Raw genomic sequence first — 12,322 nt, forward strand, 5'->3', positions numbered from 1 at the left:
GTGGCACTCCCGATGCCATGGAGTTTCGCGATGATCCGCAAGCTCAAATCCGGCGAATACCGCCTCTATTCGCGCAAGCTCGACCCGCGCACGGGCCGGCGCCGCAACCTCGGCACGTTCCGCACGCGCGCGGCGGCGGAGAAGCACGAGCGCGAGGTGCAGTACTTCAAGCGCCATTCCGCGTAGCAGGCCGGACGCAAGGTAGTACGCGCCTGCGGCTAGGCGGCGTGCGACGCGCTCAGCACTCGATCACGTTCACCGCGAGGCCGCCGCGGCTCGTTTCCTTGTACTTGTCCTGCATGTCGCGACCGGTGTCGCGCATGGTCTTGATCACCTTGTCGAGGCTCACCTTGTGCTTGCCGTCGCCGCGCATCGCCATGCGCGAGGCGTTGATCGCCTTGACCGAGCCCATCGCGTTGCGCTCGATGCACGGGATCTGCACGAGGCCGCCGATCGGGTCGCAAGTGAGGCCGAGGTTGTGTTCCATGCCGATTTCGGCCGCGTTCTCGATCTGCCCCGGCGTGCCGCCGAGCGCGGCGGTGAGGCCGGCCGCGGCCATCGAGCAGGCGACGCCGACTTCGCCCTGGCAGCCGACTTCGGCGCCGGAGATCGACGCGTTCTCCTTGTAGAGGATGCCGACCGCCGCTGCGGTCATGAGGAAGCAGCGCACGCCCTGGATCGTCGCACCGGGGCAGAAGCGGTCGTAGTAGTGCAGCACGGCCGGGATGATGCCCGCCGCACCATTGGTCGGTGCGGTGACGACGCGGCCGCCGGCGGCGTTCTCCTCGTTGACCGCGAGCGCATACAGGTTGACCCAGTCGAGCGTGGTCAGCGGGTCGCGCATCGCCGCCTCGGGTTTGGACGAGAGTTCCGCGTGCAACGCCGGTGCGCGCCGCGCGACGTGCAGGCCGCCGGGCAACGTGCCCGCTTCGCGGATGCCGCGCGCGACGCAGGCCTGCATCGCGCGCCAGATCTCGTCGAGGCCGGCGTCGATCTGCTCGCGCGTGCGCCACGCCAGCTCGTTCGCGTACATGAGCTCGCTCATGCTGAGTCCGCTTTCCGTGCAGCGCGCCAGCAGTTCGTCGCCGGAATGGAACGGGTAGGTCAGCGGCGTCTCGTCGGCGACGATGCGGTCTTCCGCGGCTTCGTCCTGGTTGACGACGAAACCGCCGCCGACCGAGTAGTAGTCGCGCGTCGCGATCACGGCGCCGTCGGCGTCGTACGCGGCGAAGCGCATGCCGTTGGTGTGGAACGGCAGCTTCTGCCGCTTGTTCATGATGAGATCGGTCTTCTCGTCGAACGCGATCTCGTGCGCGCCGTGCAGGCGGATGCGCTTGGTCTTGCGGATGCGCTCGAGCGCAGGCGGGATGAGGTCGGGATCGATCTCGTTCGGCCAGTGGCCTTCCAGGCCCATGAGCACGGCCTTGTCGGTGCCGTGGCCGCGGCCGGTCAGCGCGAGCGAGCCGAACACTTCCGCGCGCACGCGCGCGGTGCGCGCGAGGTCGCCGCCTTCGACGAGCCAGCGCTCGACGAAGCGCGCGGCGGCGCGCATCGGCCCGACCGTGTGCGAGGACGACGGCCCGATGCCGATCTTGAAGAGGTCGAAGACGCTGACGGCCATGGCGATGGGGGGCGGCGATGGAAAACGCGCAGTGTACTCCGACGCCGCGCAGCGCGAGGCGGCGGCCGCCGCGCCGCGTCCGCTACACTGCGCGCGCGGCGTGTCGCCGCAGGCGCGACGGTGCGATACCCGCCATGCATTTCGTCCTCTACCAGCGCGACGATTGCGCCCTGTGCGACCACGCGCTCGCGCTGCTCGCGGCGGCGCGTGCACCCGAATTCGCCAGCGTATGGATCGACGAAGACGCCGCGCTCGAAGCGCGCTACGGCGCGCGCGTACCCGTGCTGCGCGACGAACGCGACGGGCGCGAACTCGATTGGCCGTTCGACGGCGACAGGCTCGCGGCGTTCCTGCGCGGTTGATGTCCGCGGCACCGCCGCTGCGGCGACCACGTCGCGGGATTCCCGTGGGAGCGCGCCCTGTGCGCTACCGCGGCTGCGGGCGCGACGCGACGCTGCGGTCGCCCACAGGGTGGGCTCCTACAACGGCCATGGACGTCGCGGTATTTCCGCATGGACGGCGTGGGATGCCGCTCGACGCCACTGCGTTCCACGGCAACGCCGCGGGATTCCCGTAGGAGCGCACCCTGTGCGCGACCGCTTCGCCGCGCTATTCGAACGAGTCCGCGAAGATGAGGTCGTCGGTGATGCGCGCGACGATGAAGTCGATGTGCGTGATATCGACCGAATTGAGCGCGCCGCCGAGCACGATCTTCGATCCCTGCATCGCGATCGAGTGGAACAGCTGCCCCGACGGCGTGCTCTGTTCGAAGTCGTAGAGGCGCTTGCCGACCGTGCCGAAGCTCGTGTCGGGTGAGCCGTCCGGCAACAGGCGCACGAGCGTCGCGTATTCGTACGCGGGCGGCGCCTGCAGGCCGATCGCGGTGCCTGCGACGTAGAGGCGGCCATTGCCCTGTTCGTGCACCGCGATGCCGTAGTCGGGGCCGTTCGGCGCGAGGTCGAAGGCAATGACCGTCTTGCCGCCGATGCCGAACGTCGCGTCGGGGGAGCCGTCGGGCAGCAGGCGTGCGACGGCGACATCCAGGTTCGCGGTATTCGGATCGGTGTGCGAGGTCGTGCTCGAATCGGCCGCGCCGGTCAGCACGATGCGTTCCTGCCGGTCGATCATCATGCCGACCGCCTGGTCGGTGTTGCCGCCGTTCGCGCCGCCGAGGTCGAACGCGAGCGTGGCGCGCCCGTCGGCATTGAAGTCGGGGTCGGGCTGGCCGTTCGGCAGCAGGCGCAGCACGGCCATGTCGAGGCCGCCGGGCAGGCCATGGTCGGCGAAGCCTGCGGCGACGATGCGACCGCTCGCGTCGATCAGGACCCGCTGCGCCGCATCGCTCTTGTTCGAACTGCCGGCGAGGTCGAAGCCGACCGTGACGCGGCCGGTGAGGTTGAAGCCGGTGTCGCGCGAACCGTCCGTGTTGAGCTGCAGGATCGCGAAATCGAGCCCGTTCGACGCGGTCGCGGCCGAGCCGGCGACGACGATCCGGCCGTCCGCGCGCAGCGCGACGCCCGTGGCGGCGTCGGCGTTGTTGCCGCCGAGATCGAACGCGACGACGGTCTTGCCGGTGCCGTTGCCGAAACCGGCGGTGTCGAGCGTGCCGTCGCTGTTGAGGCGTGCGACCGCGAAGTCCGAATTGGCGCTCTGGTCCGGCGTGGTCGTGCCGGCGACGACGATCTTGCCGTCCGGCTGCACGACGATGCCGCTGCAGGTGTCGCTGTTGCCGCCGAAATCGATCGTCGTGTGGCCGTCGAAGCTGAAGCTCGTGTCGACCGCGCCGTCGGCGGTGAAGCGCGCGATGAAGAAGTCGTAACTCGTGGGGCTCGTGCTCTCGCCCTCGCACAGCAGGATCTTGCCGTCCGGCTGCACGGCCATGCCCGAGGTGAGGCTGGCGTAACCGTCGAGGATCCCGGACAGGCGGAAACCGCCGGCGCCGAAGGTCGTGTCGAGGTCGCCCTCGGCGGCGACGGCGGAACTCGCCATCGCCGCGGCGATGAAGGATGCGCAGAGCCTGCGCCTGGCGTGGACTTGCATGCTGGTTCTCCCTGGTGTGCCTTCGGGCCAGCCGCAAGCCGCGCTGCGGCTAGTCGGTCGGCACGTTGCCGTGGGCGGCTTCCACCGCCGGCGTGCGCCAGCCCGAATGCACGCCCCACACGTAGAACGCAAAACCGACCACGGCCACGACAACGAGATCCCAGCCGTACGGCAGGTAGCCCTGGCCGCCGAAGCGGTCGCTGCCGCCCCAGGAGATCAGCGCGATCACCGGCAGGTAGACGATCAGCCACCACGCGCCTTGCAGCTGGCGGCCGAAATCGCGCCAGCCCGCGCGGGCCTGGTAGTAGAAATAGACCGGCAGCGCGACCACCATGAGCAGGATGATCTCGCCGGTTAGCGGCCATTTCGCCCAGTACAGCAGTTCGGTCGCGAAGATGAACGCGAGCGCGGCGAGCACGGGCAGGCCGGACAGGCGGAACGGACGATGCAGGTCCGGCGCGGTGCGGCGCAGGCTCATCGCGCTGACCGGGCCGGTCATGTAGGAGATGATCGTCGCCACCGAGATCACCGCGGCGAGCGTGCCCCAGCCGCGGAAGAAGAACAGGAAGACGTACGAGACGAGCAGGTTCAACCACATCGCCGGGCGCGGCACGCCCCACACCGGATGCAGGCGGCCGAGCACGCGCGGCATCGTGCCGTTGCGCTCCATGCCGTAGATCATGCGCGCGGTCGTCGCGGTGTAGGTGATGCCGGTGCCGCTCGGGCTCACGAACGCATCGGCGTAGAGCAGGATCGCGAGCCAGTTGAGGTTGACGAGGATCGCGAGCTCGGCGAACGGCGAGCGGAAGTCGATGCCCTTCCAGCCGGCCTTCGCGAGCATCTCCGTCGGCACCGCGCCGATGTAGGCGACCTGCAGGATCAGGTACACGACCGTCGCGAGCGCGATCGAACCGAGCACCGCGAACGGGATGCTGCGGCCGGGATTGCGCGCCTCGCCGGCGAGGTTCACCGGACTCTGGAAGCCGTTGTAGCTGAACACGATGCCGGCGGTCGCGACCGCAGTGAGCACGGCGGCCCAGTCGATCGTGTGTTCGGAACCCGGATGGATGCCGACCGAGAAGTTCTCCGCGTGGAAACCGCTCGCGATCAGCGCGATGCCGGTCGCCGCGGGCACGACGAGCTTGAACACGGTGATCGCGGTGTTCGAGTGCGCGAACAGCTTCACGCTCCAGAAGTTGATCAGGAAGTAGACGATCACCAGCACCGCCGCGATCCATAGGCCGGGCACGGTCAATTCACCGTGCGCGGCGCCTGCGGTGTGCACGTACAGGTCTTGCGCCCACTGCCATGGCCACGACGCCATGTACTGCACCGACGCCTCGGCCTCGACCGGGATCACCGAGACGATCGCGATCCAGTTCGCCCATGCGCCGATGAAACCGACCAGCGAGCCGTGCGAGTAGTGGCTGTAGCGGACCATGCCGCCCGATTCGGGGAACATCGCACCGAGCTCGGCGTAGGTGAGCGCGATCGTCGTGATCACGGCGGCGCCGATGACCCACGCCCAGATCGCGCCGGGACCGGCGAGGCCGGCGGCTTTCCAGGCGCCGAAGAGCCAGCCCGAGCCGATGATCGAGCCGAGGCCCGTGAGCATGAGCGCGAAGGGGCCGACGTCGCGGCGGAGGGAGGAATGGTCGGACATGCAGACACCCCAGTGGGCCGCGGGTGCGGCACGAAGCGGCGATGGTCGCAGGTCGGCCGCCGAAAGTCAGCGCTGGCGGGTCGGAAGCCGCGCCGGCGGCAGGTGCGATGCTTCACGCAAGGCGGCCATCGCCCCGCGCATCCGTCGGCGTGCGGAAGGCTGCGGACCGCCCGCGCGGATCCATCGACGGACCCGCGCACCCTGCGATCAGAGCGTCGTCTCGAAGCCGTCGTCGAAGACCGTGTCGATCACGATGCGGGCGGCGAGGAACTGCGTGTAGCCACCCGCACCGGTGGTGACGCCGCCGATCACCAAATAGCCGTCCTCGATGCGTGCACGCACGGCGGCGTCGAACAGGTTGCCGCCGAGGTCGAGCGGGATCACCTGCTTGCCGGCGAAGCCGAACGTCGGGTCGAGCTGGCCATCGGCGGTGAGGCGCGCGAGCGCGATGTCGGAATTGCCGGGGGCGACCGCGGCGAAACCGACCAGCACGAGCTTGCCGTCCGCCTGCAGCGCCGCGCCGTAGGCAGGGTCGCTGTTCGTGTCGCCGAGGTCGAACGGCACCGTCACCTTGCCGCCGTTGCCGAATGTCGGGTCCGGCGTGCCGTCCGGCAGCAGTTTCAGCGCGGCGAAATCGTAGCCGTTGTCGGTGACGGCACCGGTGAGATAGATCGAGCCGTCGGGGCCGATCGAGAGTTCGAGCGGTTCGTCGTCGAGATTGCCGCCGATGTCGAACGCCACGGTGACGCGACCGTCGCCGCCGAAGTTCGGGTCGAGCGCGCCGCTCGGGGTGAGCCGTGCGATCGCGAAATCGTAGTTGGACTGGCTGCCGTGCGGCGCGATGCCGGCGACAAGGATATTGCCGGATGCGTCGATCGCGACGCTCGAAGCGACTTCGTCCTTGAACGTGGGGTCGAGGTCGAAATGCAGCGTGACGCGGCCGTCGCCGTCGAAGCTCGTGTCGCGGCTGCCGTCGGCATTGAGGCGCACGATCGCGAAGTCGGTGCCTTGTCCCGTGACTTCCGCGTTGCCGACGAGGATGAGCTTGCCGTTGGCCAGTTGTACGCCGTCGAGCGCGCGATCGTTGTTCGTGCCGCCCGCATCGATGTTGATGAACGCCTTGCCGTCGCCGCTGAACGAGGTGTCGAGCGAGCCGTCGAGGTTGAAGCGCACGACTTCCATGTCGCTGTCGTCGCCATTGACCGCGGTATCGGGTCCGTCGCCGATCGTGACGATCTTGCCGTCCGCCTGCACGATCGTGTTGAACGACGTGTCGGTCGCTGCGCCGGCGCCGACCGCGACCGTGGTCTTGCCGTCGAAGCTGAAGCTCGTGTCGGGATGGCCGTCGCGAGAGAGGCGGGCGACCGCGACGTCGGTGCCGGTGGCGGCGCCGCCATCGACGGTGCCGCCGAGGACGATCTTGCCGTCGGGCGCAAGGGCGAGGCCGTAGGCGATGGCGGTGGCGCCGAAGTCGATGATCGTGTAGCCGCCGGTACCGAAGGTGGGGTCGAGGTCGCCGTCGTGGGCGAGTGCGGCGGTGGCGAAGAACGCGGACAGGACGACGGTGAAGCGGGAACGGACATGGGTCATGGTGATCTCCTTTGCACAGGAGAAACGCCAAATCATCCGTTTCCAGTCATGCCGATGGCGGATGTCCTTCGGCATCCCCGTGGTCGCCGGGGCCGTCGGCAAAGCCGCGCACGGCACGGTGGGCCGGGACGGGTTCTCCGTCGGCAACCCTGCGATCGCCTGTCGCAACCCCTGAGACCGCCTCCTGTTGCAATCCCTCCATGCCGCAAGGCATCCGGTCGGCAAGCACAGGGCTTGGCCGGTCGGTCAATGGGAAAGACAGACAGGAGAGCACCACCATGACGCAGAACCTCGTTTCGCTCAGCTTCGACGACGCCCAGCTCCAGGCCGTGGACGCGGCCCTTTCGGAACTGGAAAGCCACCTCGCCGGATTGATCGCGCTGAGTCCCGCCCAGAAGCGCACGATGCGCCGCATGGGCGAGAAGTCCGAGGCGTTCTGCCGGCAGGCCTTGCGCGTGCTGGAGCAGAACCCGCAGATGGTCCCTGCCAACGTCGGCCTCGCCGACGCGCAGGCGGATCTCGCCACGATGGACCACCTGCGCCCGCGCCTGGTGCGCCTGTCCCGCCTGAGCGAACGCGCGAGCGACACGGATGCCGCGCTCGGCAGCGACGTGATGGACGTCGCGCTGCAGGCCTACAGCCTGCTCAAGGTCACCGGCCGCACCGAAGGCCTGACTGCACTGCGCAAGGAACTCGGCATCCGCTTCGCCAAGTCGCCGCGCAAGCCGAAGGAGGTGAAGACCGCGTAGCACCGTCGCACCGGAACACCGATGTGCAAGCCCTTCGAGCCGCAGCGATGCGGCTTTTTTTCGTGCGCGAGTTCCGGTAACGCCGAGCGTAACCGTGCCGCAGCCCTGCAAGACGCGACGGTGCGGGTCGACCGCGTGAATGTCCCGACACGAAGCAGCGCCGCAGTCCTCCGGAATCCCCGCGACCTGCTCGACGAAGCGGCCGAGCTGACACGAAACGGGTTTCCACCGACACGCCATGCGCCGGACCTGATCGCGAGCAGGTTTTTCCCGACACGAAGCGGGTCCGATCGCTATCAGCAATGCCGCCGACCTGCTCGACCGGGCGCGTGAGCTGACACGAAGCGGGTGTTCGCTGATGCGAAGCACGGAAAACCGATTCACCGTCAGGACGAACCCGCTCGCAGTCAGGTCGGATGCATTGCGTTGATGCTTTTTTGATCATCGGAAGCGTGTTGCGACGGGCGTGGCCAGCAAAGCAGGCCACGGATAAACTGCCAAGCCAGCAGCGGGTGCTCACGCGCAAGTTCGTCATCGGTTTCGACCGCTGCCGCCGCCTGATCATTCAAGCCATGCCGCTGCGCGGGCCTCCGGCAGCGGCCACTTGCCCCACTGTCGTGCCGCCATCGGCTCGGCGCGGGTGTCGAACGAGGAAGCACGCATGACTGCCCAACCCACCGCAAAGCTCGTCGATGGTGCCCGCTGCAGCGTCGTCGGCGGCACCCACGCGGGAAAGTCCGGCACCGTCACGGACATCAAGACCAGCAAGACGGGTCACGTCACGATCACCGTCGTCCAGAAGGACGGCACTCGCTTCAAGACGCTTGCGAGGAACGTCGTCGTCGCGGGTTCGGCATGAGCTGGGCGTCAGGCAGCGCGACGAAAGAATGCCATGAGCGATCCCGTGCTTACCTTTGCGAACCAGGCCGAGTGGGAGTCCTGGCTCGAGCTCAACGCAAACGCGACGACCGGCGTCTGGCTTCGATTGGCCAAGAAGGCCGCCGGTCAAGCCACCCTCACCTACGCGGAAGCGATCGAAAGCGCGCTCTGCCACGGCTGGATCGACGGCCAGAAGAAGGCGGAGAACGAACACTACTGGCTGCAGCGCTTCACGACGAGGACAGCCAGGAGCCTCTGGTCGAAGATCAACAAGGCGAAGGCCGAGGCGCTGATCTCCGCGGGAAGAATGCATCCCGCTGGAATACGGGAAATCGAACGGGCCAAGCAGGACGGTCGATGGGACGCGGCGTATTCCTCGGCGAGGACGTCGACCGTTCCCGACGATCTGCAGAAGGCGCTCGATGCGAACAAGAAGGCGAAAGCCTTCTTCGCGACGCTCGACGGCAGCAATCGTTACGCCGTTCTCTTCAGGATTCACAACGTGAAGAAGGCGGAAACGCGCGCGAGGAAGATCGCCCGGTTCGTCGAGATGCTGGCCAATGGCGAAAAGCTGCATCCCTAGCCCGCAGCCATTCATCGTCGCTTCGCGGCGCAACGCGATCGAGGTTCCCACCCGATGATCCCACCCGACGTCCGAACCGAAATCCTTCGCCGGATCCGCGCAGCGGAGGAAGAGCACGGCGTCTGCGTGCTGCTCGCGGTGGAGTCCGGCAGTCGTGCGTGGGGGTTCGAGTCGCCCAACAGCGACTACGATGCACGCTTCATCTACGCGAACTCCCGCGACTGGTACCTGTCGGTCGGGCTCGAGGAGCAACGCGACGTGATCGAGTATCCGATCGTCGACGAGATCGACCTCAACGGCTGGGACGTGCGCAAGGCGCTGCGCCTGTTCTGGAAGTCGAACCCGGCGTTCGTCGAGTGGATCCAGTCGCCGTACGTCTACGCCGAACACACCGCGTTCGCGAGTGACGTTCGCGGGCTCCTTCCGCAGGTCTACAATTGCGAGAAAGGTATCCATCACTATCGAAGCATGGCCAAGACGAACTTCCGCGGCTACCTGAAGGCGGATCTCGTTCCGTTGAAGAAATACTTCTACGTCCTTCGCCCGCTGCTGTCGGTTCGCTGGCTGGAACGCTACGGCGTCGCCGCGCCGATCGAGTTCGACAAGCTGCTCCAACTCGTCGAAGGCGAGCACGCCCTGGTGTCGGATATCCGGGCGCTGCTCGAACGAAAGCGCGCAGCGCCGGAAATGGGCCTGGAAGCCCCCGTCGCGAGCATCCACGCGTTCATCGAGGCGGAGCTCGAGCGGCTGGACGGTGTCACTTCGTCGCCTCCGAATCGCCGCGAAGCGTTACCTGAGTTGAATCGTGTGTTTCGATCCAGCCTCCGGCAGGCGTGGGCCTGACCGCGCTTCGCGCGACTGCACATGGCGCACATGGCGTCGTTACGCTCGCATGGCGGCGAAACGCTTGCGCTAGACTGGGCCTCATGGCGTCCGCGTCAGCTTGGCGGCGCGGCCTTATCCGAGGGTCGGCTCATGGACAGAAGCATCCCTTTCGGCATCGGTGTTCTCTTCGGTGGAATCGCGTGGATCGAGATCACGACGCGCTTCGGACGTGTCTCGATCGCCGCTCTCGTCATCCTGTTCGGGTACGCCTTGCTCGGGTGGTTCTGCTATGCATTGAGTTCGCGAAAGTCCCCGCGAAGCGCCTCGAGAATCCTCGCGTTCGTTCTCGGCTGCACGGCGATGACCATCCAGGTACTGGCCATCAGGTACGTCGTCGCGAACGCGACCGACATCCAAGGCTTCAAGTCGGCACAGGAATTCAGTGCCTTCGTGCCGACAGGCCGGTTGCTGGAGTTGATGGCCTGGTTTTTCGTCCCCCTCATTCTTTGCAGCGTGACGGCGGGGCTCATCGCGCGACGCATGGGCGGCTGACGATCACCCGGAGTCGCCAGCTGGCCCAAGGCGTGTCTTCGAGTGCGTCAATACGCGGCGCGCGCCTGCGCGTGGCCCAAGCGAACCGCCGTGGCGCTTGCGTTAAGCTGGTTGCCGTCGAGTCGCCTGGCTCGAGCATCAGGTGAGGGCCATGAGTCGCATCTTGGGCATCGTTCTCGTCGTGGCGGGCATCTTGGTCATCCTTTTCGGTAGCAAGTGGATCACGACGAACGGCGGCGTCGTGCTCAGGATGTTCGCCATGCCGCGCCTTCACGCTGCTTTCCTCAGGTGGGCGGGCGGACTTTTGTGTGTCTGGTTTGGCCTGGCGTTGCTCTTCGGTGCCCTGGATGCGTAGCCGATGAACAGGCATCGCACATGACGCGGAGATGATCGATGGCGGAAGAAGCGGTTCCGGAAGACCTCGGTCGTTGGCAACGGCGGCTGGCCTCCCAGGCCAACAACCGCGCGTGGACGCTCGCGGAGATGCCGCAGCGATCGACCGATGAAGATGCGCAGATGCTGCATGCCGCGCACGCGGCGATGTACTTCTGGACGATCGTGGGCACGCCGGACAATCATGCCCATGCTGCGCTTCTGCTCGCGCACGTGTACGCGCTGCTGAAGCGTCCCGAGTCGGCGGCGCAGTGCCTCGGCGAAGCGTGGCCGCACTTCACGCAGCCCGATCTCGCGCCCTGGGAACTCGCGTTCGCGCATGCGGTGGCCGCCAATGTCGCTGCCGCGAAAGGTGATGCCGCGACGCACGCGAGGCACTACGCGGAGGCCAAGGTCTTCGCCGCACGCATGATCGACGCGAAGGCGCGCGACCTGTTCGATGCGACGTTGCGCGTCGTGCCGATGCCATGACGCAGTTTGAAGCGGTCATCGAGCTGGCGGAGTACTTCGATGGCCCGCACCGGCGTGTCGCGCTTTTCGAGGGGCGGCCACACTCCTTCGAGTCGCGCTGGTTGGACGTGTACGGCCCCGAGGACTCGACGGACCTGTTCGAACTGACGCCTGCAGGAGCCGAGTTTCCTGCCGCGGTCGCGCGCGCGGAATTTCGTTGCGTCGGTTCTGGCCAGACCCGCGACGGTGGGTGGCCCACGCTGGAAGCGCACTGGACTCCGGTGCAGCCAGCGGCTACATCGTGCCGGGCCAACACCGACGGATGAGTCGTCCTCGAGAGATGGCAGAACTCCAGGAGTCCACATGACCACCTCCGTGCTCTTCATGTCCATGTCGCTCGACGGCTACATCGCGGGTCCGAACGACGACGTCGATCACCCGGGCGGCGCAGGGTTCGACCGCTTGCACGAATGGTTCGGCGATTTCTCGCGGCCATCCGGTGCGCTGGGCGAAGTGTGGGACGAGTGGAATCCGCCGGGCGCGATACTCGCGGGGCGGCGCACGGTGGAGCAGGTCGATCACTGGGGTGGCGACAACCAGGGCGTGCCGATTTTCGTTCCCAGCCATCGGCCGCCGGGCCCTTCGGTCGCGAATTATCCGCGCGTGACGTATGTGCTGGACGGCATCGCGAGCGCCATGGCGCAGGCGAAAGCGGCCGCGGGAAACCGGATCGTCCTCGTGCACGGCGCGTACATCGCGCAGACCGCGCTCGCGGCCGGCGTGCTGGACGAGCTGCAGATCCACCAGGTGCCGGTGTTGTTCGGTGCCGGTCGTCGCCTGTTCGACGTGTTGCCGTCGCGCATCGAACTGGAGATCGTCCGCGTGATCGATACGCCCGAGGCGACGCACCTGCGCTATCGCATTCGCCGCTGAGCCGATCGCGCTGCGGCAGACTCCGGGGAAAATCCTGCGCCGAC

16 protein-coding genes are annotated in these 12,322 nt (G+C 67.2%); 12 read left to right on the forward strand and 4 right to left on the reverse strand.

Translation table 11 applies throughout. The features are described 5' to 3' along the window. Positions 1 to 30 precede the first annotated feature (30 nt). The gene (locus FHW12_RS20400) at positions 31 to 186 is read left to right on the forward strand and encodes a hypothetical protein (protein WP_182532906.1); all 156 of its coding nucleotides are present in this window, start codon (positions 31 to 33) and stop codon (positions 184 to 186) included. 52 nt (positions 187 to 238) lie between these two features. On the opposite strand, the gene FHW12_RS20405 is transcribed toward FHW12_RS20400, so the two are convergent. Then, a complete protein-coding gene (locus FHW12_RS20405) occupies positions 239 to 1,621 on the reverse strand; it encodes an L-serine ammonia-lyase (protein WP_182532907.1) in 1,383 nt (460 codons plus the stop codon). A 134-nt stretch (positions 1,622 to 1,755) separates the two neighbouring features. Between FHW12_RS20405 and FHW12_RS20410 the strand changes: the two genes are divergently transcribed. Beyond that, positions 1,756 to 1,983: a glutaredoxin family protein gene (locus FHW12_RS20410; protein ID WP_182532908.1), complete on the forward strand. Its 228-nt coding sequence runs from the start codon at positions 1,756 to 1,758 to the stop codon at positions 1,981 to 1,983. A gap of 247 nt (positions 1,984 to 2,230) precedes the next feature. On the opposite strand, the gene FHW12_RS20415 is transcribed toward FHW12_RS20410, so the two are convergent. From FHW12_RS20415 to FHW12_RS20425, 3 genes are all read right to left on the reverse strand, one after another. Further along, positions 2,231 to 3,661: a delta-60 repeat domain-containing protein gene (locus FHW12_RS20415; protein ID WP_182532909.1), complete on the reverse strand. Its 1,431-nt coding sequence runs from the start codon at positions 3,659 to 3,661 to the stop codon at positions 2,231 to 2,233. Positions 3,662 to 3,710: 49 nt separating this feature from the next. Beyond that, on the reverse strand, positions 3,711 to 5,324 hold the full coding sequence (locus tag FHW12_RS20420; RefSeq protein ID WP_182532910.1) for an APC family permease: 1,614 nt from the start codon (positions 5,322 to 5,324) through the stop codon (positions 3,711 to 3,713). Positions 5,325 to 5,531: 207 nt separating this feature from the next. After that, positions 5,532 to 6,914, reverse strand: coding sequence for a hypothetical protein (locus FHW12_RS20425; RefSeq protein ID WP_182532911.1), 1,383 nt, complete (start codon positions 6,912 to 6,914; stop codon positions 5,532 to 5,534). On the opposite strand from FHW12_RS20425, the gene FHW12_RS20430 reads away from it, so the two are divergent. From FHW12_RS20430 to FHW12_RS20475, 10 genes are all read left to right on the forward strand, one after another. Then, positions 6,913 to 7,089, forward strand: a complete 177-nt coding sequence (locus FHW12_RS20430; RefSeq protein ID WP_182532912.1) for a hypothetical protein — start codon at positions 6,913 to 6,915, stop codon at positions 7,087 to 7,089. The two genes, FHW12_RS20425 and FHW12_RS20430, sit on opposite strands and share 2 nt — an antisense overlap. Before the next feature lie 103 nt (positions 7,090 to 7,192). Beyond that, entirely contained in the window at positions 7,193 to 7,663 is a 471-nt protein-coding gene (locus FHW12_RS20435; RefSeq protein WP_182532913.1) for a hypothetical protein, read from the forward strand. A gap of 661 nt (positions 7,664 to 8,324) precedes the next feature. Beyond that, complete coding sequence (locus tag FHW12_RS20440; RefSeq protein WP_182532914.1) at positions 8,325 to 8,522, forward strand: RNA-binding protein; 198 nt, start codon at positions 8,325 to 8,327, stop codon at positions 8,520 to 8,522. A 33-nt stretch (positions 8,523 to 8,555) separates the two neighbouring features. Continuing rightward, complete coding sequence (locus tag FHW12_RS20445) at positions 8,556 to 9,125, forward strand: YdeI/OmpD-associated family protein (RefSeq protein WP_182532915.1); 570 nt, start codon at positions 8,556 to 8,558, stop codon at positions 9,123 to 9,125. 54 nt (positions 9,126 to 9,179) lie between these two features. Further along, complete coding sequence (locus tag FHW12_RS20450; protein ID WP_182532916.1) at positions 9,180 to 9,968, forward strand: nucleotidyltransferase domain-containing protein; 789 nt, start codon at positions 9,180 to 9,182, stop codon at positions 9,966 to 9,968. 132 nt (positions 9,969 to 10,100) lie between these two features. Next, complete coding sequence (locus tag FHW12_RS20455) at positions 10,101 to 10,502, forward strand: hypothetical protein (RefSeq protein ID WP_182532917.1); 402 nt, start codon at positions 10,101 to 10,103, stop codon at positions 10,500 to 10,502. 151 nt (positions 10,503 to 10,653) lie between these two features. Then, positions 10,654 to 10,857, forward strand: coding sequence for a DUF3185 family protein (locus tag FHW12_RS20460; RefSeq protein WP_182532918.1), 204 nt, complete (start codon positions 10,654 to 10,656; stop codon positions 10,855 to 10,857). A gap of 38 nt (positions 10,858 to 10,895) precedes the next feature. Continuing rightward, a complete protein-coding gene (locus tag FHW12_RS20465; RefSeq protein WP_182532919.1) occupies positions 10,896 to 11,366 on the forward strand; it encodes a hypothetical protein in 471 nt (156 codons plus the stop codon). Next, on the forward strand, positions 11,363 to 11,671 hold the full coding sequence (locus tag FHW12_RS20470; RefSeq protein WP_182532920.1) for a hypothetical protein: 309 nt from the start codon (positions 11,363 to 11,365) through the stop codon (positions 11,669 to 11,671). Before FHW12_RS20465 ends, FHW12_RS20470 begins: the two co-directional genes overlap by 4 nt. Before the next feature lie 37 nt (positions 11,672 to 11,708). Further along, entirely contained in the window at positions 11,709 to 12,278 is a 570-nt protein-coding gene (locus FHW12_RS20475) for a dihydrofolate reductase family protein (protein ID WP_182532921.1), read from the forward strand. The last annotated feature ends 44 nt before the right edge of the window (positions 12,279 to 12,322 follow it).

It is taken from the genome of Dokdonella fugitiva, from assembly GCF_014138265.1.
Lineage (GTDB): Bacteria > Pseudomonadota > Gammaproteobacteria > Xanthomonadales > Rhodanobacteraceae > Dokdonella_A > Dokdonella_A fugitiva_A.

Coding starts and splice junctions, on each gene's coding strand:
- FHW12_RS20460 (WP_182532918.1), top strand. CDS start 10,654: ATGAGTCGCATCTTGGGCATCGTTCTCGTCGTGGCGGGCATCTTGGTC.
- FHW12_RS20415 (WP_182532909.1), bottom strand. CDS start 3,661: ATGCAAGTCCACGCCAGGCGCAGGCTCTGCGCATCCTTCATCGCCGCG.
- FHW12_RS20425 (WP_182532911.1), bottom strand. CDS start 6,914: ATGACCCATGTCCGTTCCCGCTTCACCGTCGTCCTGTCCGCGTTCTTC.
- FHW12_RS20455 (WP_182532917.1), top strand. CDS start 10,101: ATGGACAGAAGCATCCCTTTCGGCATCGGTGTTCTCTTCGGTGGAATC.
- FHW12_RS20445 (WP_182532915.1), top strand. CDS start 8,556: ATGAGCGATCCCGTGCTTACCTTTGCGAACCAGGCCGAGTGGGAGTCC.
- FHW12_RS20450 (WP_182532916.1), top strand. CDS start 9,180: ATGATCCCACCCGACGTCCGAACCGAAATCCTTCGCCGGATCCGCGCA.
- FHW12_RS20435 (WP_182532913.1), top strand. CDS start 7,193: ATGACGCAGAACCTCGTTTCGCTCAGCTTCGACGACGCCCAGCTCCAG.
- FHW12_RS20440 (WP_182532914.1), top strand. CDS start 8,325: ATGACTGCCCAACCCACCGCAAAGCTCGTCGATGGTGCCCGCTGCAGC.
- FHW12_RS20475 (WP_182532921.1), top strand. CDS start 11,709: ATGACCACCTCCGTGCTCTTCATGTCCATGTCGCTCGACGGCTACATC.
- FHW12_RS20470 (WP_182532920.1), top strand. CDS start 11,363: ATGACGCAGTTTGAAGCGGTCATCGAGCTGGCGGAGTACTTCGATGGC.
- FHW12_RS20410 (WP_182532908.1), top strand. CDS start 1,756: ATGCATTTCGTCCTCTACCAGCGCGACGATTGCGCCCTGTGCGACCAC.
- FHW12_RS20400 (WP_182532906.1), top strand. CDS start 31: ATGATCCGCAAGCTCAAATCCGGCGAATACCGCCTCTATTCGCGCAAG.
- FHW12_RS20420 (WP_182532910.1), bottom strand. CDS start 5,324: ATGTCCGACCATTCCTCCCTCCGCCGCGACGTCGGCCCCTTCGCGCTC.
- FHW12_RS20465 (WP_182532919.1), top strand. CDS start 10,896: ATGGCGGAAGAAGCGGTTCCGGAAGACCTCGGTCGTTGGCAACGGCGG.
- FHW12_RS20405 (WP_182532907.1), bottom strand. CDS start 1,621: ATGGCCGTCAGCGTCTTCGACCTCTTCAAGATCGGCATCGGGCCGTCG.
- FHW12_RS20430 (WP_182532912.1), top strand. CDS start 6,913: ATGGTGATCTCCTTTGCACAGGAGAAACGCCAAATCATCCGTTTCCAG.